This window comes from Mucilaginibacter koreensis, from assembly GCF_054783355.1.
The window spans coordinates 1,450,588-1,475,897 of the sequence record NZ_BAAGQS010000001.1; the positions used below are offsets into that span (position 1 = coordinate 1,450,588).

28 protein-coding genes and 1 pseudogene are annotated in these 25,310 nt (G+C 44.0%); 15 read left to right on the forward strand and 14 right to left on the reverse strand.

Translation table 11 applies throughout. The features are described 5' to 3' along the window. Positions 1 to 176: 176 nt before the first annotated feature. Positions 177 to 1,529, forward strand: a complete 1,353-nt coding sequence (locus ACYVNW_RS06520; RefSeq protein ID WP_460679040.1) for an APC family permease — start codon at positions 177 to 179, stop codon at positions 1,527 to 1,529. 15 nt (positions 1,530 to 1,544) lie between these two features. On the opposite strand, the gene ACYVNW_RS06525 is transcribed toward ACYVNW_RS06520, so the two are convergent. The 5 genes from ACYVNW_RS06525 to ACYVNW_RS06545 form a co-directional block, all read right to left on the reverse strand. After that, a complete protein-coding gene (locus ACYVNW_RS06525; RefSeq protein WP_460679041.1) occupies positions 1,545 to 1,955 on the reverse strand; it encodes a Dabb family protein in 411 nt (136 codons plus the stop codon). A gap of 49 nt (positions 1,956 to 2,004) precedes the next feature. Beyond that, the gene (locus tag ACYVNW_RS06530; RefSeq protein WP_460679042.1) at positions 2,005 to 3,075 is read right to left on the reverse strand and encodes a dipeptidase; all 1,071 of its coding nucleotides are present in this window, start codon (positions 3,073 to 3,075) and stop codon (positions 2,005 to 2,007) included. Between the two features lie 10 nt (positions 3,076 to 3,085). Continuing rightward, positions 3,086 to 4,198: a D-TA family PLP-dependent enzyme gene (locus ACYVNW_RS06535; RefSeq protein WP_460679043.1), complete on the reverse strand. Its 1,113-nt coding sequence runs from the start codon at positions 4,196 to 4,198 to the stop codon at positions 3,086 to 3,088. An 8-nt stretch (positions 4,199 to 4,206) separates the two neighbouring features. After that, entirely contained in the window at positions 4,207 to 4,671 is a 465-nt protein-coding gene (locus tag ACYVNW_RS06540) for a RidA family protein (protein ID WP_460679044.1), read from the reverse strand. Between the two features lie 272 nt (positions 4,672 to 4,943). Further along, the gene (locus tag ACYVNW_RS06545) at positions 4,944 to 5,522 is read right to left on the reverse strand and encodes a CAP domain-containing protein (RefSeq protein ID WP_460679045.1); all 579 of its coding nucleotides are present in this window, start codon (positions 5,520 to 5,522) and stop codon (positions 4,944 to 4,946) included. Positions 5,523 to 5,659: 137 nt separating this feature from the next. Between ACYVNW_RS06545 and ACYVNW_RS06550 the strand changes: the two genes are divergently transcribed. Then, positions 5,660 to 6,022: a hypothetical protein gene (locus ACYVNW_RS06550; RefSeq protein WP_460679046.1), complete on the forward strand. Its 363-nt coding sequence runs from the start codon at positions 5,660 to 5,662 to the stop codon at positions 6,020 to 6,022. Positions 6,023 to 6,187: 165 nt separating this feature from the next. After that, entirely contained in the window at positions 6,188 to 7,243 is a 1,056-nt protein-coding gene (locus tag ACYVNW_RS06555) for a nucleoid-associated protein (protein WP_460681003.1), read from the forward strand. A 170-nt stretch (positions 7,244 to 7,413) separates the two neighbouring features. Here ACYVNW_RS06555 and lspA read toward each other — a convergent pair. Further along, positions 7,414 to 7,931 (reverse strand): annotated as a pseudogene (gene lspA, locus ACYVNW_RS06560) (signal peptidase II). A gap of 25 nt (positions 7,932 to 7,956) precedes the next feature. Further along, positions 7,957 to 8,331 (reverse strand): DUF5655 domain-containing protein, encoded by a 375-nt coding sequence (locus tag ACYVNW_RS06565; RefSeq protein ID WP_460679047.1) that lies wholly within the window; start codon positions 8,329 to 8,331, stop codon positions 7,957 to 7,959. A gap of 74 nt (positions 8,332 to 8,405) precedes the next feature. Here ACYVNW_RS06565 and ACYVNW_RS06570 point away from each other — a divergent pair, with 74 nt between their 5' ends. After that, complete coding sequence (locus ACYVNW_RS06570) at positions 8,406 to 9,263, forward strand: alpha/beta fold hydrolase (protein ID WP_460679048.1); 858 nt, start codon at positions 8,406 to 8,408, stop codon at positions 9,261 to 9,263. Positions 9,264 to 9,639: 376 nt separating this feature from the next. On the opposite strand, the gene ACYVNW_RS06575 is transcribed toward ACYVNW_RS06570, so the two are convergent. From ACYVNW_RS06575 to proS, 3 genes are all read right to left on the reverse strand, one after another. Next, positions 9,640 to 10,482, reverse strand: a complete 843-nt coding sequence (locus ACYVNW_RS06575) for a TIGR02757 family protein (RefSeq protein WP_460679049.1) — start codon at positions 10,480 to 10,482, stop codon at positions 9,640 to 9,642. A 121-nt stretch (positions 10,483 to 10,603) separates the two neighbouring features. Next, on the reverse strand, positions 10,604 to 11,743 hold the full coding sequence (locus ACYVNW_RS06580; protein WP_460679050.1) for a cystathionine gamma-synthase: 1,140 nt from the start codon (positions 11,741 to 11,743) through the stop codon (positions 10,604 to 10,606). Positions 11,744 to 11,883: 140 nt separating this feature from the next. Beyond that, positions 11,884 to 13,356 carry a proline--tRNA ligase gene (gene proS / locus ACYVNW_RS06585; protein WP_460679051.1) on the reverse strand — a complete coding sequence of 491 codons (1,473 nt, stop codon included), beginning with the start codon at positions 13,354 to 13,356 and terminating at the stop codon, positions 11,884 to 11,886. Positions 13,357 to 13,461: 105 nt separating this feature from the next. Between proS and ACYVNW_RS06590 the strand changes: the two genes are divergently transcribed. Next, on the forward strand, positions 13,462 to 14,382 hold the full coding sequence (locus ACYVNW_RS06590; RefSeq protein WP_460679052.1) for a hypothetical protein: 921 nt from the start codon (positions 13,462 to 13,464) through the stop codon (positions 14,380 to 14,382). A 24-nt stretch (positions 14,383 to 14,406) separates the two neighbouring features. Next, the gene (locus ACYVNW_RS06595; RefSeq protein WP_460679053.1) at positions 14,407 to 15,927 is read left to right on the forward strand and encodes a hypothetical protein; all 1,521 of its coding nucleotides are present in this window, start codon (positions 14,407 to 14,409) and stop codon (positions 15,925 to 15,927) included. Between the two features lie 74 nt (positions 15,928 to 16,001). On the opposite strand, the gene ACYVNW_RS06600 is transcribed toward ACYVNW_RS06595, so the two are convergent. Beyond that, positions 16,002 to 16,478, reverse strand: a complete 477-nt coding sequence (locus ACYVNW_RS06600) for a Dps family protein (RefSeq protein ID WP_460679054.1) — start codon at positions 16,476 to 16,478, stop codon at positions 16,002 to 16,004. 93 nt (positions 16,479 to 16,571) lie between these two features. Here ACYVNW_RS06600 and ACYVNW_RS06605 point away from each other — a divergent pair, with 93 nt between their 5' ends. The 3 genes from ACYVNW_RS06605 to ACYVNW_RS06615 are packed head-to-tail and all read left to right on the forward strand — an operon-like array spanning position 16,572 to position 18,947. Further along, entirely contained in the window at positions 16,572 to 17,336 is a 765-nt protein-coding gene (locus ACYVNW_RS06605; protein ID WP_460679055.1) for a DUF4905 domain-containing protein, read from the forward strand. Positions 17,337 to 17,354: 18 nt separating this feature from the next. After that, positions 17,355 to 18,311, forward strand: coding sequence for a DPBB and LysM peptidoglycan-binding domain-containing protein (locus tag ACYVNW_RS06610; protein WP_460679056.1), 957 nt, complete (start codon positions 17,355 to 17,357; stop codon positions 18,309 to 18,311). Then, the gene (locus ACYVNW_RS06615) at positions 18,312 to 18,947 is read left to right on the forward strand and encodes a uridine kinase family protein (RefSeq protein ID WP_460679057.1); all 636 of its coding nucleotides are present in this window, start codon (positions 18,312 to 18,314) and stop codon (positions 18,945 to 18,947) included. 111 nt (positions 18,948 to 19,058) lie between these two features. On the opposite strand, the gene ACYVNW_RS06620 is transcribed toward ACYVNW_RS06615, so the two are convergent. Continuing rightward, complete coding sequence (locus ACYVNW_RS06620) at positions 19,059 to 19,622, reverse strand: YqgE/AlgH family protein (protein WP_460679058.1); 564 nt, start codon at positions 19,620 to 19,622, stop codon at positions 19,059 to 19,061. 123 nt (positions 19,623 to 19,745) lie between these two features. On the opposite strand from ACYVNW_RS06620, the gene pdxH reads away from it, so the two are divergent. The 5 genes from pdxH to ACYVNW_RS06645 all read left to right on the forward strand — a co-directional run bounded on the left by pdxH (position 19,746) and on the right by ACYVNW_RS06645 (position 23,124). Then, positions 19,746 to 20,393: a pyridoxamine 5'-phosphate oxidase gene (gene pdxH / locus ACYVNW_RS06625; RefSeq protein ID WP_460679059.1), complete on the forward strand. Its 648-nt coding sequence runs from the start codon at positions 19,746 to 19,748 to the stop codon at positions 20,391 to 20,393. Beyond that, complete coding sequence (locus ACYVNW_RS06630) at positions 20,390 to 20,887, forward strand: NADH-quinone oxidoreductase subunit C (RefSeq protein ID WP_460679060.1); 498 nt, start codon at positions 20,390 to 20,392, stop codon at positions 20,885 to 20,887. The genes pdxH and ACYVNW_RS06630 overlap by 4 nt, the downstream gene beginning before the upstream one ends. Positions 20,888 to 20,958: 71 nt before the next feature. After that, positions 20,959 to 21,345, forward strand: a complete 387-nt coding sequence (locus ACYVNW_RS06635; RefSeq protein ID WP_460679061.1) for a four helix bundle protein — start codon at positions 20,959 to 20,961, stop codon at positions 21,343 to 21,345. Between the two features lie 120 nt (positions 21,346 to 21,465). Then, positions 21,466 to 22,590 carry an NADH-quinone oxidoreductase subunit D gene (locus ACYVNW_RS06640; protein ID WP_460681004.1) on the forward strand — a complete coding sequence of 375 codons (1,125 nt, stop codon included), beginning with the start codon at positions 21,466 to 21,468 and terminating at the stop codon, positions 22,588 to 22,590. Between the two features lie 66 nt (positions 22,591 to 22,656). Then, on the forward strand, positions 22,657 to 23,124 hold the full coding sequence (locus ACYVNW_RS06645; RefSeq protein WP_460679062.1) for a hypothetical protein: 468 nt from the start codon (positions 22,657 to 22,659) through the stop codon (positions 23,122 to 23,124). Positions 23,125 to 23,226: 102 nt separating this feature from the next. Here ACYVNW_RS06645 and ACYVNW_RS06650 read toward each other — a convergent pair whose 3' ends face one another. Together ACYVNW_RS06650 and ACYVNW_RS06655 are read right to left on the reverse strand one after the other, a co-directional pair. Next, positions 23,227 to 24,336 (reverse strand): trypsin-like peptidase domain-containing protein, encoded by a 1,110-nt coding sequence (locus ACYVNW_RS06650; RefSeq protein ID WP_460679063.1) that lies wholly within the window; start codon positions 24,334 to 24,336, stop codon positions 23,227 to 23,229. An 18-nt stretch (positions 24,337 to 24,354) separates the two neighbouring features. Further along, on the reverse strand, positions 24,355 to 24,927 hold the full coding sequence (locus tag ACYVNW_RS06655) for an RNA polymerase sigma factor (RefSeq protein WP_460679064.1): 573 nt from the start codon (positions 24,925 to 24,927) through the stop codon (positions 24,355 to 24,357). A 129-nt stretch (positions 24,928 to 25,056) separates the two neighbouring features. On the opposite strand from ACYVNW_RS06655, the gene ACYVNW_RS06660 reads away from it, so the two are divergent. Next, positions 25,057 to 25,257 carry a hypothetical protein gene (locus ACYVNW_RS06660; protein ID WP_460679065.1) on the forward strand — a complete coding sequence of 67 codons (201 nt, stop codon included), beginning with the start codon at positions 25,057 to 25,059 and terminating at the stop codon, positions 25,255 to 25,257. The last annotated feature ends 53 nt before the right edge of the window (positions 25,258 to 25,310 follow it).

Sequence of the window (25,310 nt, forward strand, 5' to 3'; positions counted from 1 at the left end):
CAAAAGCCGCCTGCAATTGATATTGCGGCGGCTTTTGTGTTTTATAACTGTTACACAAGCCGTTCTCATTGCACCAGATTGCCTTTAGGTGATCTGTGCGACATTGAAAAATAATGTTGGCGTCAAATTGCTCAGGATTTGGTTTTTCAACCAAAGCAAATGTGTAATATTATCGCATGTCTGCACCTGCCCACCAACTTAAGCGCGATTTATCACTTACCCAAGCCACTGCCATTAACATGATTGATATGGTTGGCATTGGCCCATTTGTTACCGTGCCGTTCATTGTAGGCGCTATGCGAGGCCCGCAATGTATACTGGCCTGGCTGCTGGGCGCATTGCTGGCCTATATGGATGGCTCCGTTTGGGCAGAGCTGGGCGCAAAGTGGCCGGCAGCAGGCGGCAGTTACGTGTTTTTGCAAAAGGTATACAGCGAAAGCAAATTAGGGCGGCTAATGGCCTTTCTGTTTGTATGGCAAACTACTATACAGGCTCCGTTGGTGGTGGCCAGCGGCGCCATCGGCTTTTCACAATACCTTACTTTTTTGGTTGATTTAACTGATGTTCAAAAGAAACTGGTGAGTGCCGGCCTGGTGCTTATTATCACCGCATTGCTTTATCGCAACATTAAAACCATTGGCAAAATATCTATTCTGCTCTCCATCATTACTGCAGGAACGTTTTTTTGGATTATCGGCTCAGGCTTCAAAAACTTTCATACCGAGTGGGCTTTTAATTTTGGCAAGAACGCTTTTGATTTCACACCTCTGTTTTTTGTAGGCCTGGGGCAGGCGTCATTAAAAACGGTATATTCTTACCTGGGATATTACAACGTTTGTCATTTAGGCTCGGAGATTAAGCAGCCGGAAGTTAACATTCCTAAAAGCATATTTATCTCCATTACCGTGATTGCTTTGCTTTACATCGGTATGCAAACCATGATATTGGGCGCTATGCCCTGGCAAAAAATTGCAGGTTCTGATTTTGTGATCAGCCTGTACTTTCAACAGATTTACAACCTGCAGGTAGCTAAAATTGCAACCGCCTTGATTTTACTGATTGCCGTGGCTTCCCTATTTGCCGTGATGCTAGGCTACTCAAGAGTGCCGTATGCCGCGGCGCTGGATGGTAACTTCTTTAAAATATTCGGCAAGGTACATGAAAAGAAAAAGTTCCCTCATGTTTCACTTTTAGTACTTGGTGGTACAGGTCTTGTTTTCAGCTTATTATTTAAAATGCAGGATGTAATTACCGGCATTATCACCATGCGTATCATTATTCAGTTTATCGGACAATCGGTTGGCTTAATTTACTGGCATAAATCAAAACCACAGGATGAACGCCCTTACAAAATGCGGCTTTTTCCTGTGCCTGCTATTATAGGTATCGTTATCTGGCTGTTCATCCTGCTTACCAGTCCGCTTAAATTTATTGCTACAGCTGCGGGCATTATTGCAGTAGGCGTTGTGATTTATTACCTGGTAATTGAGCGGCAAAGGCAGGTACGCAAACCGGAGGCATTAGGCTAAACTTTTAACAGGGTATTAAACCTCCTGCGCATCATACACCACTACCTTTTCCCAAAGGTGGCTGCAGTTTTTGATAAAGGCCTGATGAACCGGATGACTCTGATAAGTAGCCTGATCAGTTAAATTTTTGAAGAACATAAGTTCTGACACGGCCCAGCTTTGGTCAACAACATCGCGTTTTTCAGTAGCGGCTACCACGCCTATGTGCAGTTCAGCTATTTTGTCAATTTGCCTTAAAGTTTTTAATCCGGAAATCAGTTGGTCTTTATCCTCTTTTGAATCAGGGCGCTTCAACCAGAAAAATACGTGGTGTACAATTGGGTATCGCTCTGTCGATGCTTTACCAGGCATAGCAGAAGCTGCGGCGGCACCTGCAGTGAGCACTGTAGTAGCAGCAAGAAACTTTCTTCTATTTTGAGATTTCATAATTATAATTCATTAACTATTAGAATTTACTTAATTTATATTAAAGCATTTATTTCCACGCGTTTCTTAAAAAACGCAGCCAGTTGTTGTGCATCAAGTTTTTGATATCCGTGTCAGAATAGCCACGCTTATGCATTAACTCAGGTATTTTCTGTAAGTCGGCAATGGTTTCCAAATCGAAAGGGCATTGCTCCCGGCCAAAGGCACCGTCTAAATCGGTACCGATGCCTACATGCAAGGTATTACCTGCCAGCTGGCAAATATGATCAACATGGTCTAATGCTTTTTCCAAATCACATTGCATAGCCAGCGGAAATGATACACCCCTTACCCAACCCGGCACCATCATCCAGGCATCCAGAGCTATACCGATCACCGCACCGCGTTCAATCAGCGCTTTAAGCTGCGCATCGCTATATTGCCGGTTATGGGGCACCAGTGCACGGCAGTTGTTATGGCTGGCCCAAACCGGGCCGTTAAATATTTCGAGCGCTTCCCAGAAGCTGTCATCGCATAAATGTGTGGCATCTAAAATGATGTTTAACCTTTCCATTGCTTTCAGCAAGTCATGGCCCATTTCGGTTAAACCACCTGTGGCATCTGTGCCTTGTGCATACCTGCCGGGGCCATAATGGGCGGGCCCGATAGCCCGCAATCCATAAGCATACGCGCGTTCCACATGCTCAACTGAAATAAGTGAATCCGCTCCTTCTAAACTCAATATATAACCTACAGGCTTACTTATATTGTGTATATTATTTTGCCATAATCCAACATGTGTTTCAAGCGTATGCAGATTATTGATTTGTACCATTTCTCCGGCATCTTCCATGGCTTTATACCAGGCTAACTGTCCCTGGGTTTGCGCCCAGGCCTGCTCGGGCGAGTGCCATCCTGGCAAGTGGTTATCGGGCGCTACATAACGGCCAATCTGCGTAGCTACCACCATACCGATGTTGCCCCGGCGCAGCTCAGGTAATGATACTGTTGCTTTTGCCCTGTCGGGCTTATCGGTTAAGCCCTGCTCCCGCTGGTTGATTTCAGCTACAGGAAGCCGCAGGTTGCGGTTCCATTCAAGAGCGTTCATACTTAAATCCAGATGGGCATCAATGACGAACATAAGCGTTGAGCTATAAGTTTATTTTTCGATCACGGGCTGTGGTGGGCCACTCGCCGGCAAGTTCTCCGTTCTCAACGGTGTAAGCGCGCTCATATAAGGCCACTGTTGGGCATACGTGGTAAGGAATACCATACAGCACATCGCCTACTTTATAGTTGTGCACTTCGGGAGTCTCGGCCATTAAATGCTCTTCGCTATGGCCGGTAAGCTTTAAATTGGGGGCATTAATAAAATGGATACGCTTACTCAGTTCACTTTCCGAAGCGATGGACTTATGCCCTACATCCAATGTAAGCTTGTTGGGTGCCGGAACCGATACCACCCGGCTAATCACCAGTGCCGCCGGAAGAAAATCCTCATCAGCTAATTGCTGTGTATAATTCCAATCCCAGTATACAAATGTTCCGGCGCTGCATTCTACACCGGGTGTTTGCGCATGAATGGGCAAAGTAGGCGAACCGCCAACAATAACAGTTGGCTCCTTTAGGCCTGATGCAACGATTTCATCTCTTAATTTATATACCAGCTTAAATGCATTGATACAATGCTGCTTACGCTTATCAAAGTCAACGTCGTGTATATGTCCATCATAGGCATGGAGGCCCAGCACATGTAGTCCGGGCAAGCCCGAACATAACTGATACAGCTGTAAAGCCGAATCATCAGGCAGTATACCTGTTCGGTTCATACCCACATTCAAATCGATATAAATATGGAGATTAATACTTGCTTGTTCAGCAACTTGGGCAGCAACACGGGCTGATGCTTCATTATCAACCAAACAGGAGTAAACCGTTTGCGGATATTGTTTAATGACCTCAATAAACCGATGCAGTTTGGGGCCGTTTAGCGGGTAAGCCATCAAAGCATCGGGTGCCTTACATCTACCCAGCATTTCGGCCTCGGCAATGGTAGCGCATTTAAACTTTGTTATACCTGCTGCTATCATTAATTGTGTAGCATCTGCACTTTTGTGCGATTTCACATGTACGCGCAATCGGCTCGCATCGTCTACACTGTTGATCAGCTTTTCAATATTGGCTTTTACCCTATCAGGATAAACCACCAGGGCCGGCGTATCCAACCGATCCATATTGCTGATATGATACCATGGTTCTGCCATAACTCACACTATGCTAACTCAAATAAAGCTTCTACCTCAACAGGAATATTATCCGGCAATGAGCCCATGCCCACAGCGCTGCGTACACCGATGCCGTTTTCTGTTCCCCACACCTGGGCGAACAGTTCGCTGCAACCGTTAATAATGTAGGGGTGTTTCTCAAATTCGGGCACACAGTTTACCATGCCTAATACTTTTATTACGCGCTTCACTTTACCCAAGCTGCCCAGGTTGGCTTTAATGGTAGCGAGTATGGTTAATCCCACCTGACGGGCGGCCAGTTTGCCGGCTTCCTGATCAACAGTATCGCCGATGCGGCCGATGATTAAACTTTTATCTTCCTGTACCGGGCCATGGCCCGACACATACAAATATTTTCCGTCAATTAAACAGGGCTTGTAAACGCCAAGCGGTGAAGGTGCAGGCGGCAGCGTTAAACCCAGTGCTTCGAAATTTTGATCGGCAGTATTCATTTTTCAATTGGTTTATTGCAATGATAAGCATCTGCCCCCATTAACCCATAATCACATTTGAATTTTAATTACACACCGTAAACGCAATCATATTTTATCGATGTCCATTAAAAACGAAAGCCTCCTGGCACTCGCTGCCGGGAGACTTTCTAACCTAAACCTTATCACAATAGACAGTCGCTTTTTGGATGACTGCCGCTGCAAATATATAACTCGAACCAGTAAGTGTAAAATGTACAATTAAAATTTTACATTAGAATTTTCTAATCTGGTTATTCCTGCTTTACAATACGCATGCGGCCTGTTTTAATTAACTGCTGCTCTCTGGCGCTCCAGCTTTCGCGGCCGCCAAAATCCTGCACCCAGTAATTGTTGTTTTCGGCTACGCCTACTTCTTTAAAACCGGCGTTCATTAAATTTTTGCAGTGGCCGGGGCTGGCAATCCAGCCCTTCATCACTTCATCAATGCTGCGCTGCCCCCATGCAATGTTTTCGCCTACCATAAAGCTTTTAAAACCTTTAATGGTATAACCGCCCAGTACCATACGGTCTTCCATATTGCGGCCATCTTTACTGGTATGACTAAAGTATTGCTGGTCGGCCATATCTGCTGCATGACCAGCGGCCGCATTTTCTAAATTATCGTTCCAGGTTAGCGGAGCTGCTGGTGGCATATAAGTGCCGCCGCAATTACAGCCCTGCGCACGTACAGCGTTAATACGCTTTAAAAATTCTTGTTTAAAGCCGCGCTTAGCCGAAGTTACCGGCTGCCACTGCGCTGCTGCTGTTATGGTGAGTAAAAAAGCTGCGGCAACTATCAAACCGCTTTGCATATACTGTTTAAATTTCATCTGCATGAATTAATACAGCTTTGACTTAACAGCTGCCGCTACGTTTAATGCAGGTAAAGTGAAATACATTTACGCGAATAAATGATTGCATAATAATGATAATTTTATAGTATTGCATCGTTAAACCCATCAACACTATGTCTCCGGATGAAGGTATATTAAAACGGCTGAAGGTTATTGTGAAAGATCATGGCGGGCAATTGGCTTTGGCTCAGACCATTGGTGTTGACCAGGGCTTTATCAGCAAAGTGATCAACAAAAAGCAGGACATCAGCTACTACCTGATCCGTAAACTGTGCTTTCAACTCAAGTATTCGCCCGAGTGGCTGATTTTGGGCAGCGGTGAAAAGAAAATCAACAAGCCGGAATCGGCCAAGTTGATTACCGAAATTCAGATGCTGCGCACCGAGGTGGATATCCTGCACGCCCGTATGAAGGCGTATGATATGGAGTTACAGGACATTCGCAACCAACTGCCGGTAGCACAACAGGCGGGGTAATATCAAACATTAATATTTAAAATATTGTCATTGCGAGCGATAGCGTGGCAACCGCACGGAGGCATCTGCGTCTCTGTATAGCAAGCGGTTGCCACGCTATCGCTCGCAATGACAATAAAAATCAGTTTTATAACCCATAATTTTTCGAACTTAGCCGATTCAATTATGGTTACTTTCTTCGAATCTACTATACAGCAAATTGCTGTGCATCATATTGGCAATCCTTTAGAAGATGAACTTTACGCATTAGCCGATGAGCCCCTGGCGCTTAAAGATGAACTGATGAGTCAGCTGCTGATGCAGTATTTTTTAAAGCCTTTCGAAAAAACCAACGAAGTGTATCACCTGATGCACCCCAGCGATGATGTAAAACTGAACGAACTGCATCATTTCGCCGGCGAGCTTTTTGCCAATGAAGAAAAGTTTATTGAGGTTTCGCAGCAGATAGCCAAGTATTTGTACAGCGTATCCAGTCATCCCAAAATCAAGTCGGGAGAGTTGTATGTAGTGTACTTTAACCAGGTGCAGTTAGAGGGCGAACTGCTGGATGCCATCGGACTGTTCAAGTCAGAAACCAAGGAAACTTATTTGAAAGTTTATCCGCAACAGGGTGGCTTCGGAATGGATTATGAGCAGGAAGCCATCAACATCAATAAACTCGATAAAGGCTGCCTTATATTCAATACCAATGCCGAAGAAGGCTACAAGGTGGTGGTCATCGACCAAACTAACCGCAGCCAGGAAGCTTTATACTGGAAGGATGACTTTTTGCAGCTAAAAATACGTAACGATAATTTTCATCAAACCCACAACACCCTGAGCATTTATAAAAACTTTGTGACCCAGAAACTGGATGACGAATTTGAAATGAATAAGGCAGACAAGATTGACCTGCTCAACCGTTCGATGAAGTACTTTAAAGAAAAGGAAACGTTTGAGATGGATGAATTTGCAGGTGAGGTGATCGGTAACGATAAAGCCATTCAGTCTTTTAAGGACTACAAGCAGCAATACGAGCAAGAGTTTGAAACCCTTATCCCCGACTCATTCGAAATCTCCGGCAATGCCGTCAAAAAACAGGCCCGTGTGTATAAAAGTGTATTAAAGTTGGACCGTAACTTTCATATCTATATTCATGGCAATAAGGAGCTGATTGAAAAGGGCTACGATGATGACAAGCACATGAATTACTATAAGGTGTATTTTAAGGACGAGGAATAACCGCTTTTAAACTCATCAAAGACGTAATATGGTGTCATGCCGAACTTGTTTCGGCACCTCACTAGAAAGGAAATCATTAAGGTGTTAAACGTGTAGATGACTTGTGCTATGAGATGCTGAAACAAGTTCGGCATGACAGTACTTTTTTATAACACCTATAGTACAAACCATCAATTTCTCAAAAGCAAGCTTTCGTCTTTCCTGCTCATCCAGCTATAGTAAAACAGCATCAATACACCGGTGGTTACAGATATATCGGCCATGTTGAATACGCCGGTGTGCAAGAAACCCCAGTGCAGGTACATAAAATCGGTTACGGAGCCATGTACGGCACGGTCGTAATATTGCCGATGCCGCCGCCAATGAGTAAGGTGGTGGCCAGCACCACACGTTTATCCAGCGCAGGTTTGAATAATAAGTAAATCAGCAGCCCTGCTAAAAACAACAAGGGCAAGGCAATAAACAGCACATCATGCAATGGGCCCGACATGGCATGCCCTATACTTAAGAATGCGCCTTTGTTTTCAACGCTCATGATGGTAAAATGGCCGTTTAAATAATTCAGGTTTTGCTGTGCGCTGATGTTTTCACGAATGATGTTCTTAGAAATTTGATCGCAACCAATATTGGCAAAAACCAACACCAGGATAACCACAATACGTAGTAAGTTTTTTAATTTATGATGCATTATCAATAAGGTACATCTGTTAAATTTATTTACGCTTCGTTATGAGATAAGCCAGTTTCATAAAATTTAATATTTCCTCATTCAAATCTTCTACGTTCAGCATCCTGAAATGATGATTGAACTGGTGATTATCTCCCGGCACCTGGGCAATTTTTTGAAAGCATAAATTATTGTTATAGGGTTGCCGGAAAGGAAAAACCACGTGCAGAAAGCTTTTGCCAAACTGGGTAATCCAGGCTATACGCTTTTGCCCGTTTGAAATGCCAATCATGGTTTTAGCCGGATGCAGGCTGATATTACCTACTGTTTCAAACGCCATCACCAAAGCATCAAATAGCGTTAAAGCATTTGGTGATTTGCCTGTGATAAACTCGCTGATATCTTCGCTGTAAGGTTCCAAAACAAAGAAATATGAAAGGCTCAAATTAAACATCTGCTTTCAGGAAAACAAGCGCGCTTTTGACTGCTTATTAAATGATGATTACTGAGCGTTTTGATAAAGTGAATGGCATCCGGCTGCACAGTTTAGAAGCGGGAACTGAGCACAGTGAAGTGATTCTCTTTTTGCACGGATTTCCGGAATATAGCGGCGCATGGCATCAACAGCTGGAATTTATGGCAGCACAAGGTTACCATGCCATTGCACCCGACCAGCGGGGGTATAACCTGAGCAGTAAGCCTGCGGGTGTAAAAGCGTACCTGATTAATACGCTGGTAGAAGATATTGCTGAACTGATAAAGCGACTTACTACACAAAAGATAACGTTGGTTGGCCATGACTGGGGCGGCGGTGTGGCCTGGCGCTTAGCCCGGCGCTACCCTCAATTATTAAGCCGGCTCATTATCATCAATATGCCGCACTTAGGCGTGCTGAAGCAAACGCTGAAAACCAGCCCCATGCAAATGCTGAAAAGCTGGTACACCGCTTATTTTCAGTTGCCCCTGTTGCCAGAGCTTACTGCACGCGCGTTAAATTTTAAGCTGCTGATATCATCAATGGCAGGCACTGCCAATAAAGGCACTTTCAGTGCGCCTGAGATAAAGGGTTATAAAAAGGCATGGCAACAACCCGGCGCCCTTAACCGCATGATCAACTGGTACCGGGCCGCCAAATACGATCAGGAAACAGACGGCATAATCACCATACCCACCCTGATCATTTGGGGTAAAAACGATAAATTCTTAACATTAGCCATGGCTCAAGCCAGTATTGAAAAATGCACTCACGGAAAATTAGCGATGATTGAAGATGCCACCCATTGGGTGTATCACGAAAAGCCTAATGAAGTAAACCGGTTGATTTTGGAATTTGCACAAGATTTTCAGGCTTGATTTATTAAGTTCTTTCCAATTCGACCGCAGGGAGAAATTTTCTTCATCAAGCTTTGTTTGCAGTAAGCTTATCACCTGAAGAAGATTTCTCCCTGCGGTCGAAATGACATAATAAAAAGATAAACAGAAGTTAGAGTAAAGCGTTCACGGCGCAGGTGTTCATGAACGTTCACGGGTGTTCACGCCTGTTCACGAGCGTTCACGCTATCCTGTTTTGAGAAATTAGCTAAAGCTGATTACTTTTATAAATACCTATATATCAATTACTTTACAAACAATATATAAACTAACCATCAATTTTTCACCCACTTAAACGTCATAAAAAGCGTTCACTAGTGTTCACGACACATGAACGTGAACACCCCTCTGTTTTATCTTATAAAGAGAAGCCGAACTTCTCCTCTACTCCCAAACCAAACAGGGCAAAATCATACTTCACCGGGTCGAGCGGGTCGAAGGTTCGCAGGTGTTCGGTGAGTTCTACGGCGGTTTGCCAGTCGGTTTGCTTGCGGGTAATCAATTTCAAATTGCGAGCCACCCGATCTACATGCACATCGCAGGGGCAAATCAAATCTGCCGCGCTGATGCGGTTCCAAATTCCGAAATCAACCCCGCAATTATCTTTACGTACCATCCAGCGCAAAAACATATTGAGCCGTTTACAGGTAGATTTTTGCGAGGGCGACGATACATGCTTGCGCGTACGATGCGGCGCATCGGGCAGGGAAAAAAAGTAAGAGCGGAAATAATTTAAAGCTACAGCCACCGGCTCAGCCCCCCGGCCCCCTAAAGGGGGAGTTGAAATTTGACTGCTATCACTATGCTCCCCCTTTAGGGGGCTGGGGGGTATTGGCAAAAATGCATCTTCCAAACTCTCATACCGCTCATAATGGTACCTGAAGAAGGCAATGAAATACAGTGTATCTATATCGTTAAATGTGCGGTGCTTAAACTGTAGCAACTTTTTAAGATCCGGCTCCTCGTGGTTAATAATAAAGTCATAAGGTGCGCCATCCATCAGGCTAATGAGTTCGCGGCATTTATTGATGATAGTAACCCGTTGACCCCAAGCCAGAATGGCAGCCCAAAAACCCATAATCTCGATGTCCTGCTTTTTGGTAAACGAGTGCGGTATCACAATCGGATCGTTTTTGATAAACTCCGGCCGGTTGTATTGCGCTACTTTATCATCGAGAAAAGCTTTGAGGTCTGTGATCATTCCGTGCTTTTTATAAACGTCATTGCGAGGTACGAAGCAATCTCTCTGCACCCTGATTTAATACAGCGCAGAGAGATTGCTTCGTACCTCGCAATGACGTGTGTAGTTGCTATCAAATATTTTAACTCAGCGCCTGCTTCAAATCTTCCAGTAAATCATCTATATCCTCTACCCCTACGCTTAGACGTAGTAAGTTGTCGGTCACGCCGGCTTTCTCGCGGGTTTCTTTGGGGATGGACGCATGAGTCATGGTAGCCGGGTGATTAATTAATGATTCTACCCCACCTAATGACTCTGCCAGGGTGAACACTTTAAAATTTGAAGCAATGCGGAAGGTTTCCTGTAAATCAGCATCGTTGAGGGTAATAGAAATCATACCGCCAAAATCGCGCATCTGCTTTTTAGCAATCTCATGGTTGGGCGAATCAGGGAAGCCAGGCCAATACACATGTTTTACCTTCGGGTGGCCTTTCAAAAACTCAGCCACTTTGCGGCCGTTCTCGCAATGTGCCTTCATGCGCAGGTGCAGGGTTTTGATACCGCGCAGCACCAAAAAGCTATCCATTGGGCCGGGTGTGGCACCGCAGGCATTGTAAATGAACCATAAGCGTTTGTACAGTTCCTCATCATTCATTACCAAGGCACCCATTACTACATCAGAGTGGCCGCCTATGTATTTGGTTACCGAGTGCATTACTACATCGGCTCCTAAATCCATTGGGTTTTGCAGGTAAGGCGAGGCAAAAGTATTATCTACCACCAGCAACAAATTTTTCTGTTTACTGATGTTTGCAATGGCTTCAATATCCACTACCTGCATGGTGGGGTTAGTAGGCGTTTCAATCCAAACCAGCTTGGTATTATCGTTCACATAATCATTGATGATAGACGGGTCGGACAAATCCAAGAAATGGAATTTGATGCCATAATTGGCAAATATTTTGGTAAAGATGCGATAAGAGCCGCCGTACAGATCGTTGCCGGTAATTACCTCATCGCCGGGCTGCAGTAATTTCATCACCGCATCGGTAGCGCCCATTCCGCTTGAAAAGGCTAAACCATATTTGGCATTTTCTAATGCCGCCAAACAATCTTCGAGTGCCTTGCGGGTGGGGTTGGTACCACGCGAGTACTCATACCCCTGGTTATCACCCGGCGCTTTCTGCCAGTAGGTAGAGGTCTGGTAAATGGGTGTCATCACCGCGCCGGTGGTTGGGTCGGGCTCCTGCCCTGCATGTATAGCTTTGGTTGCGAATTTCATAAGCCCCCTAACCCCCTAAAGGGGGAATTTGGTCATTCGTTCCCCTAAAAACGAAATATTAAAATTGATATTCAATAGGGATGAATATCTTACCTCTAAAATGTGACGCTCCTGTTCCCCCTTCAGGGGGTTAGGGGGCATTAATACGCCCTTGCAAACAACACCCGCTCTTTAGAAGGCTTACCCGTCAAGATACATTTGCCTTCTTCCTGCGGATTGTTTAATGGTATACAACGGATAGTGGCTTTAGTTTCTTCTTTGATGCGTTGCTCGGTTTCGGCGGTGCCATCCCAATGCGCGTACAGGAAACCTGGCTTTTCATCCAGCAGGCGCTTGAATTCTTCATAGTCATCTACCGGCGTGGTGTTGGCCTGGGTGAAATCAAAAGCTTTCTGGAAGATAGTTTTCTGAATTTCAGTCAGGAGGTGATCAATGCGGTCAGCCAATCCCTCCTGTGCCACGGTTTCTTTGGTACGGGTATCACGGCGGGCCAGTTCTACGGTACCATTCTGCATATCGCGGCTGCCTATGGCTACACGTAATGGTACACCTTTCAGTTCGTATTCGGCAAATTTAAAACCAGGGCGCTGGGTATCGCGGTCGTCAAATTTAACAGAAATACCTTTGGCCTTTAACTCACTGCTCAGTTGATTTACGAATGTGCGGATATTTTCCAGTTCTTCCTCATGTTTATAAATTGGCACTACTACTACCTGTATTGGTGCCAGCATAGGCGGCAATACCAAACCAGCATCATCAGAATGCGACATGATGAGTGCACCCATCAAACGCGTAGACACGCCCCATGAAGTAGCCCATACATAATCCAATTTACCTTCTTTGTTCGAAAACTTTACATCAAATGCCTTGGCAAAGTTTTGCCCCAAAAAGTGCGAGGTGCCCGATTGTAAAGCTTTACCATCCTGCATTAATGCCTCAATGGTAAACGTATCTAAGGCGCCGGCAAAACGCTCGTTTGGGGTTTTGCGGCCACGCACTACTGGTACGGCCAGCCAGTTCTCCACAAAATCGGCGTATACATTCAGCATTTGTTCTGCTTCAGCAACGGCTTCTTCTGAGGTGGCATGCGCAGTATGGCCTTCCTGCCATAAAAATTCGCTGGTGCGTAAGAACAGGCGTGTACGCATTTCCCAACGCACTACGTTGGCCCATTGGTTCACCAGGATGGGCAAATCCCGGTAGGATTGTATCCAGCCTTTATAGGTGTTCCAAATGATGGTTTCCGAAGTTGGGCGAACTATCAATTCTTCCTCTAATTTTGCATCCTCATCCACAATAATATTACCGTTATCATCGTTCTTTAAACGGTAATGTGTTACCACTGCACATTCCTTGGCGAAACCTTCTACGTGACTGGCTTCCTTAGAGAAAAAGGATTTGGGTATGAATAATGGAAAGTAAGCGTTGCTGTGGCCGGTATCTTTAAACATCTTGTCTAAAACAGCCTGCATTTTTTCCCAAATGGAGTAACCGTATGGCTTAATAATCATACAGCCGCGTACCGGTGAATATTCAGCTAAATCAGCTTTTATTACAAGGTCGTTAAACCATTGCGAATAATCTTCGTCTTTACTAATGATACCTTTACTCATATATAAAAGTGGAATAGAATTTGTCTGTTAATTGTGTAATATTGCCGCCAAATTTATAAATTTAATACGTGATTTGAACTTGCACTTTTTATACTTATCCAACATATGAAGAATTATATACGCTTCGGAATCCTGATCATAGGTGCGCTTGCACTGGGTTCCTGCTCTACCAGTAAACTGGCAGCCAACACAGCGGCTGATGATGATGTGTATTATACCAAGGCAACAGCCGGCGACCGGCCAACTTATGCCCAGCAACCCGCTTACCGTAATGACAATCAAGATCAGTATCAGGACGTAACGCCTGAAAACGATGATGAATATTATTATGATGACAGCTATGCTGCGCGCATCAACCGATTTGGCTATGCCTCACCATTTGGTTATTACAATGATTACTATTACAACTCTTACGGTTATGCGCCTTACGGCGGCTACGGCTTGGGTTATGGTGGTTATGGTTTAGGCTGGGGTGGTTATGGCGGCTTTGGCTATCCTTATGGTGGCTTTGGCTATGGTTATCCTTATGGGTATAGCGGCTTTGGTATTGGTTTTGGCTACGGTGGTTACCCCTACGGTGGCTTTGGTTATGGTCTGGGCTGGGGCGGTTATTACGGCGGCTTTGGTTACGGTTACCCATATGGCTATGGTGGCATTGGTTATGGTGGCTGGGGTGTATACTCGGCTTACCGCAGCAACCCGCGCCCATACAACGGGCCTGGCATAGGTTTCCGCAATGGCGGTGTAAACGGACCTCGCACAGGATACAATGGTTATGCTCGCCCGGGTGCTTATGGCGGCCGGCCAAATACTTATGGCGGCCGTGCAAACAATGCAGGCTATGCCCGCCCGCAAATATTCGAAAATCAACGCCCGAACAATCAGCAACCGCGTTATGATCCACCGGCACGAAGCAATCCGGGTGTATCATTCGGTAATGGTGGCGGTGCATTTGGTGGCGGTGGCGGCCGTTCCGGCGGCGGTGCATTTGGCGGCGGTGGCGGTCGTTCAGGCGGCAGACCTTAATCCACATCTATCAATGAGCAACTTATGAAATTAAAATATACCTTAAGTGTACTTGCTATAGTAGCATTTGCACAACACTCTTATGCACAATACGCACAGGATGCCATCCGTTTTTCGAATACACAAACGGGCTCAACATCCCGTATAAAAGCTTTGGGAAATGCCGGAACAGCCGTAGGTGGTGATTTAAGCAACATCACGGGTAACCCTGCAGGTTTAGGTTTTTTCACCAAATCTGAGATCAGCATTACGCCTGAGTATAATGGTTCGTCTACTAATTCATTATTTTACGGCAGCAATACAAAAAGCAACAAGAACAGTCTTAATTTGAATAATGCATCGATTCTTTTTTATTCACAGTTAAACAGAGATCGCGCTGCAGATAAAACCAAAGGTTGGTTAAGCCTGAACTTTGGTGTAAATTATGCCCGTACTAAAAACTACTATGACAATTCATACAGTGCAGGCAGCAACCCTACTTACGGCAGCTCTGTAGCTGATTATATTGCACAACAGGCCCAGTTAAGTAGTTATTACAATGGCGTGGGGCAGATCTCAAACCTTCAGGCAGGTGCCATAAGTGATGGATTGGTTTACTCGCCCGGAGTAAGTTCAGACGGTACTTATACTTTATATTCACCTAATACCAAAGCTGCTCCCCGTCAGGTTTGGAACACTTCGCGTTCAGGCGGACAAGCTGACTACGGTTTTTCGATGGGTGCTAATTACAGCAATAAGCTTTATTTAGGTTTGGGTATAAACTTTACCGATATCAGGTACAACAGCAGCTCTGCATTAGCAGAAACCGGAGGTTTTGCAAATAGTAACAATACCTATTCGGCTATCTATGCCACTAATCAAACCACCAAGGGTTCAGGTTTCAATGCCCGCTTCGGTGCTATTTACAAACCGGTTGAGGCAGTACGTATCGGTGCAACCATCACAACACCAACCTGGTATAGCATTGATGATGTAACTTCTGAAGATTTATACAGAGGTAATAACAGCAGTTCATCAGGCGGCCAGGATTATACTGCCTCGTACAACCTGCGTACCCCGTTTAAAGCATCTGGTGGCTTGGCTGTATTTATTCAACAGTACGGTTTCATTACCGGCGATATTGAGTATGTAGATTACAAGAGCACTCACCTGAGCAGTAACGATTTTGATGTGAGCAATGATAACGCCGACATCAAGCAATTCTATCGCTCTGCAGTTAACGCCCATGTTGGTGCTGAGGCACGCCTGACTCCGGCCTTTTATTTAAGAGGTGGTTACGGTATACAGGGCAGCCCGCAAAAAGATCTGGAAACCTCGTTTAAAACTGTTAGCGGTGGTTTAGGCTATCGTTTTGGCACTTACTATGTGGATGTGACATATACCCGCCAAAATGGTATTCTTTATACGCAGCCTTACCTGTTACAGGCTGATTATATTGCTGCCAGTAAAGATGCAGCAGGAAATCCATTTCCAATTACCAACCCTTACGTAGATTTAAAAAGAGTTTACAATAATGTGTTTTTAACCTTAGGTGCCCGGTTTTAATCCTCACCTTTAATAAACAAAAAAGCCATTGCAAATGCAATGGCTTTTTTGTTTTGTAGCTTCCAGAGCTTCACTTATTCGCCCAGAAACGAACGCAGCATCCAAACATTTTTTTGTTGGAATTGCATAAAGCGGTTTACCATATCATTGGTACCATCATCCTTAGCATCTGTAGTAATGTCCAGTATTTCTTGTTCCAGTACAATTAACTGGTTCATATCATCCAGCAGGGCACGCACCATTTCGTCTTCTTTCATACCGATGGTGTTCACCTCTTTTAATACAGAGGTTTTAATATAATCGTCGAACCTGCTGAAAGGCGCTTTACCTAAGGTAAGCACGCGCTCGGCCAGTTCATCAATGGTATTAAAGGCTTCGGTATACAGTTCTTCAAACTTTACGTGCAGAGTAAAAAAGTTATGCCCTTTTACGTTCCAGTGGCAGCCTCGTATTTTTTGATAATGAATATGGTAATTGGCTAAAAGTTCATTCAGATGATCAACCACTGGTTTTACATCTATTTGGGCTAATGATGGTTCGTTAGTGTTCATATATTTCATTATTGTATCAAATTAACACCAAGCACTTTCATGTGTTTGTACAAAAGCATATTTTTATGCTTAAAGCAGTACCCTTAAATACAAATGTCCGAAATTAAACTTCATATCGCCGAACATTTTGATGCACCGGTATGGCGCATGGAGGTAGACAGTTTAACCAACATGCTGTTTGCCGAATTAAGGGACGTAACTAACCGCCGGGTAAGTTTCGCTTCTATCAATCTGGATAGCGCAAAAACTAACTTTAAAAATTATAAAACCGAGGAAGCCTGGCTTACTGGTATGGAAAGCGCTTACAACGGCGTGCTGCTGATACATTATTATGAAACGCAACAAGGGCCTGCTCATAAAGGTTTAGCCGCAATTGACGGCGTTAGTGGAGAATTGCTGTGGAGCAATTTCAGCTACGGGTTTGACCACCTGAATACAAACGGCCCGGTATTATATGATGCCCGGCTGCAACCCCGTAAATATTTTTTGGCCGATGTTTTTAGCGGCACAGGTTCATCAGCCATTGATGTGAAAACCGATGAGCCACTGGAAAATTTTATTGAACTCCCCGCCTCGCTTCTTGCATCAGCAGTTACCGAATTGATGACCATACAGGTGGAGACTTACGGAAATATAGTGCAGTGCCTTGATTACAATAGCTACAGAATTGTATCTTTGCACACCCAATGGGCAGGGCAGTTAAAACAACTGCTGTATATATTTGAGAACGGAAAGCCTGTGTTTGAGGATTTTTTAAACGCTGATATACAAAAAATGCAGCCCGAAGCGTTTGTGCTGTATAAACACCAATTAATTTATCTGAAGAATAAAACTGAATTAAAAGTTTTAAATCTGTAAGGCTGTATAAAAATTAACATGAAATTAAAATCCCTGTTGATCGCAATACCGTCAACCTTGTTGTGTGCCAATGCTGTTGCCGCACGTTTAACAGACTCGGTTGGCGTGGAAAACCTCGACGGTAAAAAAGTTATTCTGCACAAACTCGACCCCAAAGATAATTACTATTCTGTAGGCCGCAGATACAACGTAAAACCGGCAACCATCATTCAATTTAATAACAATGTTTCTTTGCATGTAGGTCAGATAATTAAAGTACCTACCGATGTTTCTTTCCTGCAGTCATCGGCTCCGGTACAAAGCCAAAACAATTCGGTGCCGCCTACGCGTACCAGCCCGGTATACACCAGCCGCCCGCCTGCCCAGCAGCCTCCGGCCGACAATCCCCCTGCTACGGCTAATAATACAAGAAGCAATACTCAACAATACAAAGTATCAGCAGGCGAAACGCTGTTTGCTATTGCCAAACGTTTCAACACTACGGTTGATGAAATTTCAAGGTTAAACAACCTGCGTTCGAATTACCTGGCACCGGGGCGGATATTAATGGTACCTACAGGTGCTCCAACGCCGCAACCAGTGGTTACCACGGCGCAAACCAATATGAATGAAGTGGCGCGCCAGGATTCAACTAACGTAGCGCCAACCGATAGTACTTCGGCCGAACGCCGCCTGCCTGCTAACCGCTACGGCTTGTTTGAAAAGAATGAAAAAGGCGTGGCTACCTGGATTGATGACCCCAGCCTCGACCCTAACAAAAAACTGGTACTGCACCGCACTGCCCCTATCGGCACCATTGTAAAAATTACCAACCCCATGACCAGTCGTACGGTGTTTGCCAAAGTGGTTGGCCGCTTTACAGATAATGAAAGCAACCGCGATGTGGTGATTGTAATGACTAAAAATGCAGCCGAATCAATCGGCGCTTTGGATAAACGTTTTCGTGTAAATATTAGCTACGGTATTCCCGAATAAATGAACAGGCCCTATATTATTGGTATTGCCGGCGGCAGCGGCTCAGGCAAAACGTTTTTTTTAAAATGTTTTTTAGAGCACTTTAGTGCCGATGAAGTATGTCTGGTGTCACAGGATGATTATTATTTTCCGGTTGCAGATGGCATGACCGCCGAAGAAAACAAAATGTACAACTTCGATCTGCCCAGCACCATCGATCATGACCATTTTGAGCAGGATATTGAAAGCCTGGTGAACTGGCAGTCCATCACCAAAACAGAGTATACTTTTAATAATCCGCACGCTGTTCCGAAAATAATGGAAATAAAGCCTGCGCCAATTTTAATAGTAGAAGGTTTATTTATTCTGCATTTCAAAAAAATTGCAGAGCAGCTTGATCTGAAAATTTTTATTGATACGGATGAAGAAGTTGCACTGCAACGCCGCCTGAAACGCGATTTGCAGGAACGCGGCTACTCACATGATGATGTGATGTATAAATGGGTAAACCACGTAGTACCCGCTTACAAAGAATACCTGCTCCCATATAAATCAGAGTGCCACAAGGTAATTACCAACAACACCCATGTTGCCGAAGATATTATTAAAGTAACGGATGAAATTTCGGAAGATTTAAGGCAGAAAGTGCTGGTGTAACTACAAGCATACTTCACACCGTCATTGCGAGGAACGAAGCAATCTCTATACGCTATAACATGGCATACTACAGAGAGATTGCTTCGTACCTCGCAATGACGGTGTGAAGTATTAATTCAGCGTAGGATTTTCCGGAAAATTAGCAATGTGTGCATAGCGCTGCCCCATGCTTACAATTACTTCCTTCCACATGTTGTGCTCGCCGGTGGTAAATACCGCATTAATATCATATTCAGCGGCTACCAGCCAGCTATTTTCCTGTATTTCGCCTTCCAGCTGTTCTTGCGACCAGCCGGAGTAACCGGCAAAAAAGCGGATTTCATCTTCGGTTAACTGGTAAGTATTGATCAGTTCTTTGACGGTGGCAAAGTTACCGCCCCAATAAATGCCCTTATAAATTTCGGTGCCGCCATCAATTTTGTCTGGGCAGCGGTGTATAAAATGCAGGGTATCATTACCCACAGGGCCACCCACATATACAGGTAATTCAGAGTAAGAAACATCGGGCATAATGTCACCCAGCAAATATTCACTCTGGTGGTTCAGCACATATCCCATCACCCCATCGGCCGAATGCTCTGCGAGCAACACAACAGAGCGCTTAAAATTAGGGTCCAGCATAAAAGGTTCAGATAACAATAAACGGCCGGCTGCTGCTGTAACACTTGTGAGCATAGTATAAATTGGTTTTTATTATTCTAACGTTTACAATAAAGATATGTTCATTTTACTAACGAATGATACCTGCGCTTTCGCATTTAATCCGATTTATAATTTGCATTTGGTAAGTTTGCAACAATGAATCGCGAAGACATACAAAATTTAAGGCAAGATTACCGCGCCGCTTCCCTGGCAGAAGGCGATGTAAAAGCCGACCCCATACTGCAATTTGAAACCTGGTTTAACCAGGCAGTAGATGCCGAGATACACGAACCCAATGCTATGATGCTGGCTACAGCTACCCATGATGGCCGACCCTCGGCGCGTGTTTTACTGCTAAAAGGCTTTAATGAGCAAGGCTTTATGTTTTATACCAATTACCTGAGCCGTAAAGGGAAAGAGATTGCAAAAAATCCGTTAGGCAGCATGCTATTTTTTTGGGGACCTTTAGAACGCCAGGTACGCATTGAAGGCACGATTGAGAAGTTGAGCAAGGAGCAATCTGAGCGCTACTTCCACTCCCGCCCAAAGGGGAGCCAAATTGGTGCCCTCGTTTCTCCGCAAAGTCAGGAAATTGCGAGCCGGAATGTTTTAGAGGAAAAACAAAAACAATTAGAAGCTGAGTATGCGGACAAAGAAATACCTAAACCTTCGTTTTGGGGTGGCTACATTTTGAAGCCACAACTGATAGAGTTTTGGCAGGGCCGTTCTAGCCGTTTGCACGATCGGCTGGTGTATAAGAAGACCGACAAAAAGAACTGGAAGATAGTTCGTTTAGCACCATGAGTTTTGAAGAAATCAAACAACTGCTCATCAGTAAGCTGGGTGAAGGCGTTATTTTAGGCGAGGAAACCAGCGGCCTGCAACCCTCGCTGCTGATACAACCTGAACGCATTGCAGAAGTATGCCTTGAATTGCGCGACAACCCGGCTACTTACTTTGATTTCCTGTCGTGCCTGAGTGGTATGGATTATGGGGCATCTACCAACCGGTTTGGCGTAGTTTACCACCTGGCATCCATTCCCTATAAATTGCAGTTGGTTTTAAAAATAAGCCAGGAACATACCCGAGATGTCAATGACCTTCCCGTTTTCCCTACCGTAAGTAATGTTTATAAAACTGCCGAATGGCATGAGCGTGAAGCTTATGACCTGGTGGGTATTTTCTTCGAAGGGCATCCTGATTTAAGGCGTATCTTATTACCCGACGATTGGGAAGGCTACCCGCTAAGAAAAGACTACAAAGCAGCCAAATACTACAAAGGAATTAAAATTGATTGACATTTATTTCGGATTCCGGATGTTCCATTTCGGATATAGAAACATTCTTTAATTAAGCTTGAAACGATTGTATGGATAAAATCGAACTCCAAAACAGAACCAAAAAAATTGCAGTTGATATACTAAATTTCGTTAAAAGTTTACCATCTGATCGTTCTACAAGTGTATTGATAAATCAGTTGGTAAGAAGTTCTACATCCATTGGCGCTAATTATCGCTCTGCTTGTAAAGGTAAATCAACAGCTGATTTCAACAATAAAATTATCATCGTTGAAGAAGAAGCAGATGAAACTATCTATTGGCTCGAACTCATTGAGGAATCAGCCTCTGTTATTTTTCCTCAAATAAAATCTTTAAGGCAAGAGGCAAATGAACTAACGGCAATTTTTACTGAGATAGGCAAGACAGCAAAAGCAAATGCTAACAAAGCAAAACAGATGAAAACAGCATCGGCATGATTGTAAAAATTAAAAGGCTGATTACATTAAAACACATCCGAAATGGAACATCCGAAATCCGAAATAAATGAAGCATTACGCCGCTACCGCCAAAAAATAGCCTCCGCTTCTACCGAAGACATGGTGCTGAATATGGGGCCGCAGCACCCATCTACCCATGGTGTGTTACGACTGGAGTTGATAACGGATGGCGAGGTGGTTAAAGAAGTGATCCCGCACATGGGTTACCTGCACCGCTGTTTTGATAAGCATGCCGAAAATCTCACTTACCAGCAAACCATCCCGTTTACCGACCGCATGGATTACCTATCGTCCATGACTAATGCCCATGCATTTGTAATGGGTGTGGAACGGATGTTGGGTATTGATAAAGAGATACCTAAGCGGATAGAATATATCAGGGTGCTGGTGTCTGAATTAAACCGCATTGCTTCTCACTTAATTGCTTTAGGCACTTATGGTATTGATATAGGGGCCTTTACTCCGTTTTTATGGTGCTTTCGTGACCGGGAACATATTGTTGGACTGCTGGAATGGGTATCAGGCTCGCGCATGCTTTACAACTATATTTGGGTAGGCGGCCTGTTTTATGATTTGCCGGTAGGTTTTGAAGAACGCTGCCGCGAGTTTGTAGATTATTTCAAGCCTAAAATGGTAGAGTTAAATGAACTGCTTACCAACAACCAGATATTTATTAACCGCACGGCTAATGTGGGCGTGTTACCGTTAGATGTAGCTATTCAGTATGGTTGCTCTGGGCCGGTGTTAAGAGGTTCAGGTTTAAAATGGGATTTACGCCGTATTGATAATTATTCAATCTATCCCGAACTGGAATTTGACGTACCTGTTGGCCGCGGATTGGCAGGCACGGTTGGCGACTGTTGGGACCGCTATAAAGTACGGGTGGAAGAAATTGAGCAATCGTTAAAAATGATTGAACAATGCCTTGACCGGTTGCAGACGGATTTAAAACGCACACCTGATTTTGATCCTCGCGCTAAACTGCCTCGTAAAATTACACCTAAAGCGCAGGACTATTATTTGCGTGCCGAAGGCTCAAAAGGCGAACTGGGTTATTACTTTGTAGCCGATGGCCGTACCGAGGTACCGTTTAGGGTAAAAGCCCGTGGGCCGAGCTTTAACAATCTTTCTGTGTTACCGGAGATTTCTAAAGGGGTACTGATTGCCGATTTGATTGCCATAGTTGGCTCTATAGATTTTGTGCTGGGAGAGGTAGACCGGTAAGTATCGGAACCTAAGAAGCACATTGGCAATCAGCTGCCTAACTTATTGTAAAATTATTTATGTTGAATGTTTAACCTTAAAAAAGCCTGTCGTGTAACTGCTGTATGCTTATTATTAGCAAGCGTGATTGCCTGTAGTAACAAGGCGCATCAAAGTAAATCGTTTCATCAATACTTATCGTCGCAGCTTCATCCCTCAACGCAAAGTATCGACTTAAGTAAATTTGATGAGTTTGCATGGGATAGGTTTTATGTGATGCCGCCTTATACCACACAAAAAAATCTGGACAGCACTCTGGCTAAACATGCCGACCGCGTACTGGAAACTGATATTGAATATGCCGATAACCAGTGCCTGTTGGTATTTTTTTACAAAGAAGAGTTGGTAAGCCTGATTCCGGTGAAACGAACTCTTGATTTTGCAGGAACGGCCAAATATAGCAAGCAGAAAAAACTGGTTTCTTATTCAAGAACCCAATCAATACTACATGTGAGCAAAGGCAGTTGTGAAGATTGCTATATTATTAAGCCTTAACCCAACTTCCAATTTTAAAGCAAATTGGTAAAAAAAAAGCTCCCGCTTTCGCAGGAGCCGTTTTTTTAGATATACTATATTTAGAGGGTTGATTACGTCGTTTTAATTATCAAATACTTTCACCATAAACACGTAGTTCTGCATTCTTTTAATTTGCTGTGGCCAGCTTAAACCAGCCAACGAACTCTTGCTGTTATTGACGGCTAATTTAGTGTTATTTACCGAATCAGCAGGTATATTTTCTATTGCTTTCAATAAATACTTTGATTTTACTGCAAAAGCTGCGCCTTCGCGCTGTACAGCACGCATGCTTACAATACCAATAATGTTGCCGGAAGCATCCCAGATGGGGCCGCCGCTATTTCCGGGGTTAACCGGGATAGAAATTTCGTAGTTTAAAGTATCGCCATGCAAACCGGCAGATGAAGCTAAATAACCTCTACCACAAACCAAAGAATCATCAGGGTAACCGGCAGTGTAAACGCTTTCGCCCAGGTCGGTTTTTGAGTGTTTAAAGTTATAAGGCAAATTGCTTAAACGTTTAAAAGAAGGATCATCAATTTTCAGGATAGCGATATCGTACTTAGGATCGGTATAAATTACCTTGCTGGTATATTCGCCTGCCCCGTTTTGCACATGCACCGAGTCTGCACCGTTAACCACATGGTAGTTGGTCACCAAGTACCCGTCGGCCGATATGGCAAACCCTGTACCTGTGAAATTACTCTGGCTGCTGAAACGTGCCCGTGGCGAATTGATATCTTTAATAATCTGGTTGGTATGGCTGGCCAGTTGCGCGGTAACATGCTGCGTTTTTTTAATTTCGCTGCGCAGGTATTGGGTTTCGCTTTTCTCAGCAAAATATCCGCTGAAAAATAAAGTAGCCAATACCGCAAAAATAGCTACAGAAGCTGCCACCGATATTTTGGAATGGTGGTGACGCCACAATTGAGTAATACGGTTTGGTTTTCCGGCTGCCTCCTCAATCAGGTGCTCTGCATCCATTTGCTGATGGATGGCATCCATGCGGTGCTTTAGCTCTTGCTGTTCGCCAAAGCTTTTCATTAAGCCAGTAAACTTAATATGCTCATCAATCCTGCTGTTGAGCTCTGCGTTGTCCCGGCGCAGCTGTTCAAACTCGGCCCGCTCTGCTTCGGTCAGTTCACCGTTCAGGTAGCGGTCGGTAAGTTCAATTAACAGGTTGTTACTCATTTCTATAATTATCCTTTCTTACTTCTGCTGAAAAAACAATTTTTTCAAGCGTTGCAGGCATTTATACTTTTGCGTTTTGGCATTATCTGCATTGGTATAACCAAATCGCTCACAAATCTCCTGCATAGATTTGCTTTTAATGTAAAAGTCGTCAATAATGGTGCGGCAGGGTTCGCCCAACTGCTCCATAGCGGCCTGCATTTTATCAAACTGCAAGTTACGCTCGGCATGATGCTCAACCTCCTCCTCTACCGGTAAATGCTCCTGGTAATCTTTAATATCACTGGTAGCATAACGGCTCATGTGGCTTAATCGTTTTAACCACAGCCTGCGGCATACCGAATAGATGAAAGTTTTCAGCTTACTGCTCAATTCAAAATTTCCGGCTCTTACTTTATTATAAAGAACAATGATGGCTTCCTGATAAATATCTCTGGCATCATCATAAGTACCATTGTTGTTCAGCACCAGTTGCAGCACCATCGGAAAGTAAGCGGTATACAATCGCTTCAGCATCTGCTCGGAGTTATTTAATATACCGAGTATGGCTTCACTATCAGTTGGTACAGAACTATTTATCGGCTTGCTCACTACTTAATACTATTTCTGCTAAATTGTAACCCATATTTGATAAAAAAAAGTTTTTAAAAGAATTTAAATTTCATGGGTTACCTTTTACCTGTTACTGTATTAAGTGGAAACAAACACAAATAAATTAAAATGAAATCTTTCTTAAAATTTGCTGCAGTTGTAGTTATCGCTGCTTCTTTCGCTTCTTGCTCTGGTAACAAAAATGCTTCTTCAACTGACTCTACTTCAGTTAAAGTTGACTCTACTACCACTACTACTGTAGATACCACTGCTAAAGTTGATACTGCTAAAACTGACTCAGCTGCAACTGATACTACTAAAAAAATGTAATTAACCGTTAAACGGTTTTATAAAAAAGGTAACCCTGCATTAAGGGTTACCTT

Bases quoted from the DNA above. Each gene is read 5' to 3' on its own strand.
- ACYVNW_RS06520 (WP_460679040.1), top strand. From the start codon at position 177: ATGTCTGCACCTGCCCACCAACTTAAGCGCGATTTATCACTTACCCAA.
- ACYVNW_RS06525 (WP_460679041.1), bottom strand. From the start codon at position 1,955: ATGAAATCTCAAAATAGAAGAAAGTTTCTTGCTGCTACTACAGTGCTC.
- ACYVNW_RS06530 (WP_460679042.1), bottom strand. From the start codon at position 3,075: ATGTTCGTCATTGATGCCCATCTGGATTTAAGTATGAACGCTCTTGAA.
- ACYVNW_RS06535 (WP_460679043.1), bottom strand. From the start codon at position 4,198: ATGGCAGAACCATGGTATCATATCAGCAATATGGATCGGTTGGATACG.
- ACYVNW_RS06540 (WP_460679044.1), bottom strand. From the start codon at position 4,671: ATGAATACTGCCGATCAAAATTTCGAAGCACTGGGTTTAACGCTGCCG.
- ACYVNW_RS06545 (WP_460679045.1), bottom strand. From the start codon at position 5,522: ATGAAATTTAAACAGTATATGCAAAGCGGTTTGATAGTTGCCGCAGCT.
- ACYVNW_RS06550 (WP_460679046.1), top strand. From the start codon at position 5,660: ATGTCTCCGGATGAAGGTATATTAAAACGGCTGAAGGTTATTGTGAAA.
- ACYVNW_RS06555 (WP_460681003.1), top strand. From the start codon at position 6,188: ATGGTTACTTTCTTCGAATCTACTATACAGCAAATTGCTGTGCATCAT.
- ACYVNW_RS06570 (WP_460679048.1), top strand. From the start codon at position 8,406: ATGATGATTACTGAGCGTTTTGATAAAGTGAATGGCATCCGGCTGCAC.
- ACYVNW_RS06575 (WP_460679049.1), bottom strand. From the start codon at position 10,482: ATGATCACAGACCTCAAAGCTTTTCTCGATGATAAAGTAGCGCAATAC.
- ACYVNW_RS06580 (WP_460679050.1), bottom strand. From the start codon at position 11,743: ATGAAATTCGCAACCAAAGCTATACATGCAGGGCAGGAGCCCGACCCA.
- proS (WP_460679051.1), bottom strand. From the start codon at position 13,356: ATGAGTAAAGGTATCATTAGTAAAGACGAAGATTATTCGCAATGGTTT.
- ACYVNW_RS06590 (WP_460679052.1), top strand. From the start codon at position 13,462: ATGAAGAATTATATACGCTTCGGAATCCTGATCATAGGTGCGCTTGCA.
- ACYVNW_RS06595 (WP_460679053.1), top strand. From the start codon at position 14,407: ATGAAATTAAAATATACCTTAAGTGTACTTGCTATAGTAGCATTTGCA.
- ACYVNW_RS06600 (WP_460679054.1), bottom strand. From the start codon at position 16,478: ATGAACACTAACGAACCATCATTAGCCCAAATAGATGTAAAACCAGTG.
- ACYVNW_RS06605 (WP_460679055.1), top strand. From the start codon at position 16,572: ATGTCCGAAATTAAACTTCATATCGCCGAACATTTTGATGCACCGGTA.
- ACYVNW_RS06610 (WP_460679056.1), top strand. From the start codon at position 17,355: ATGAAATTAAAATCCCTGTTGATCGCAATACCGTCAACCTTGTTGTGT.
- ACYVNW_RS06615 (WP_460679057.1), top strand. From the start codon at position 18,312: ATGAACAGGCCCTATATTATTGGTATTGCCGGCGGCAGCGGCTCAGGC.
- ACYVNW_RS06620 (WP_460679058.1), bottom strand. From the start codon at position 19,622: ATGCTCACAAGTGTTACAGCAGCAGCCGGCCGTTTATTGTTATCTGAA.
- pdxH (WP_460679059.1), top strand. From the start codon at position 19,746: ATGAATCGCGAAGACATACAAAATTTAAGGCAAGATTACCGCGCCGCT.
- ACYVNW_RS06630 (WP_460679060.1), top strand. From the start codon at position 20,390: ATGAGTTTTGAAGAAATCAAACAACTGCTCATCAGTAAGCTGGGTGAA.
- ACYVNW_RS06635 (WP_460679061.1), top strand. From the start codon at position 20,959: ATGGATAAAATCGAACTCCAAAACAGAACCAAAAAAATTGCAGTTGAT.
- ACYVNW_RS06640 (WP_460681004.1), top strand. From the start codon at position 21,466: ATGGTGCTGAATATGGGGCCGCAGCACCCATCTACCCATGGTGTGTTA.
- ACYVNW_RS06645 (WP_460679062.1), top strand. From the start codon at position 22,657: ATGTTTAACCTTAAAAAAGCCTGTCGTGTAACTGCTGTATGCTTATTA.
- ACYVNW_RS06650 (WP_460679063.1), bottom strand. From the start codon at position 24,336: ATGAGTAACAACCTGTTAATTGAACTTACCGACCGCTACCTGAACGGT.
- ACYVNW_RS06660 (WP_460679065.1), top strand. From the start codon at position 25,057: ATGAAATCTTTCTTAAAATTTGCTGCAGTTGTAGTTATCGCTGCTTCT.